This window comes from Rhizobium pisi (assembly GCF_003938655.1).
Taxonomy (GTDB): domain Bacteria; phylum Pseudomonadota; class Alphaproteobacteria; order Rhizobiales; family Rhizobiaceae; genus Rhizobium; species Rhizobium pisi.
This window is the reverse complement of sequence record NZ_RJJT01000060.1, coordinates 1-1,800: the sequence shown is the minus strand read 5'-3', so window position 1 is coordinate 1,800 and position 1,800 is coordinate 1. Positions and strand designations below refer to the sequence as shown.

The following is a 1,800-nucleotide window of genomic DNA, read 5'->3' as shown; positions in this document are numbered from 1 at the left end:
GCCAACGAAGGCGGCACGCTGTTCGGCTCGCTGGCCCAGGGTTACGGCGCACCTCCGGCGATCGCCAATGCCTATAAGGATGTCGTCTCGAAGTTCGTCCACGGCCAGATCAAGACCTCGGATGAGGCCGTCAAGCAGCTCGTCCAGGCGATCGACGACGCCCGCTAAAACGATAGCGCATGCCTTCCCCGGTCAAGCGATCGGGGAAGGCCCTGATGCCGATGACTTTCCGGAGATGAGCCAATGAGTTCTGTCGCAACCACAGAACCCGCGATCACAACGCGCGGGACGAGAGCGTCCATTCGCGGGCGGCTGCAGGATGCGCTGCCGAAGATCGTGCTGGCGCCGAGCTTCCTGATCACCATCATCTTCGTCTACGGCTTCATCGTCTGGACGGCCTATCTCTCCTTCACCAATTCCAAGACCTTTCCCTCCTATGCGCTGACCGGCACACGCGCCTATGAGCGGCTGTGGCGCTGGACCTTCGAAAGCGATCCGCCGTCCTCCTGGTATACGTCGATCACCAACATGGCGATCTTCGGCTTCCTCTATGTCGGCATCTGCCTGGCGCTCGGCCTGCTGCTTGCCATCCTGCTCGACCAGAAGATCCGCGGCGAGGGGCTGCTCCGGCCGATCTTCCTCTATCCGATGGCGCTCTCCTTCATCGTCACAGGCGTTGCCTGGAAGTGGTTCCTCGATCCGGGCCTCGGGCTCGAACAGACGCTGCACCACTTCGGCTGGACGAGCTTCCACTTCGACTGGATCAAGAACAAGGACTTCGTCATCTACACCGTCGTCATCGCCGGCGTCTGGCAGGCGTCGGGCTTCGTCATGGCGATGTTCCTCGCCGGGCTTCGCGGCATCGACGGCGAGATCATGAAGGCGGCTGAGATCGACGGGGCCTCGCCGTTCCAGCTCTACCGGCGCATCGTCATTCCGCTGTTGCGGCCGATCTTCCTGTCGGCCTTCATCGTGCTCGCCCATATGGCGATCAAGTCCTACGACCTGGTGGTGGCGCTGACCTCGGGCGGGCCGGGCGGCTCGGCCTGGCTGCCGTCCAACTTCATGTACGAATACACCTTCAAGCGCAACGAGATGGCCGTCGGCTCGGCCAGCGCCATCATCATGCTGATGACGATCTCGGCGATCATCGTGCCCTATCTCTATTCCGAACTGAAGGAGAAGGCCCGATGAGCAGCGTGACCTCTTCAACAGTAACCTCGGCAGCAACGCTTTCGCAGGCCAGCGACAGCAGGAACAACAATGCCCGCTGGATCGGCCGCATCGTCATCTACGGCCTGCTGGTGATCTTCGCCGTCCTCTACCTGATGCCGCTCTTCGTCATGCTGACCACTTCGTTCAAGACCATGGACGAGATCCAGAACGGCAATATGCTGGCGCTGCCGCAGTCGCCAACCTTCGATCCCTGGGTGAAGGCCTGGGGCGAGGCCTGCGTCGGGCTGACCTGCGCCGGCATCAAGGGCTACTTCTGGAACTCGATCAAGATGGTGGTGCCGGCGGTGGCGATCTCCACCATCATGGGGGCGCTCAACGGCTATATCCTGACCAAATGGCGCTTCCCCGGCCATACGCTGGTGTTCGGGCTGATGCTGTTTGCCTGCTTCATCCCGTTCCAGTCGGTGCTGTTGCCGATGGCGACGATCCTCGGCTCGCTCGGCCGCTTCGGGGTGACGCTGCAGAACGCCACGGGCCTCAGCTTCGGCTTCGGCAATTCGACGGTCAATCTGGTCTTCGTCCATGTCGTCTACGGCCTCGGCTTCACGACGCTGTTCTTCCGCA

The 1,800-nt window shown here is 61.9% G+C and carries 2 protein-coding genes and 1 pseudogene; all 3 read left to right on the top strand.

Annotation, left to right across the window (positions count from 1 at the left end):
- Positions 1 to 168 (top strand): annotated as a pseudogene (locus EFD55_RS32865) (sugar ABC transporter substrate-binding protein); the annotation flags it as partial.
- Between the two features lie 75 nt (positions 169 to 243).
- Positions 244 to 1,194 (top strand): carbohydrate ABC transporter permease, encoded by a 951-nt coding sequence (locus tag EFD55_RS32860; RefSeq protein ID WP_125851280.1) that lies wholly within the window; start codon positions 244 to 246, stop codon positions 1,192 to 1,194.
- Positions 1,191 to 1,800: carbohydrate ABC transporter permease (locus EFD55_RS32855; protein WP_148102921.1), on the top strand; the 610-nt coding region annotated here is incomplete at its 3' end. The genes EFD55_RS32860 and EFD55_RS32855, both read left to right, overlap by 4 nt.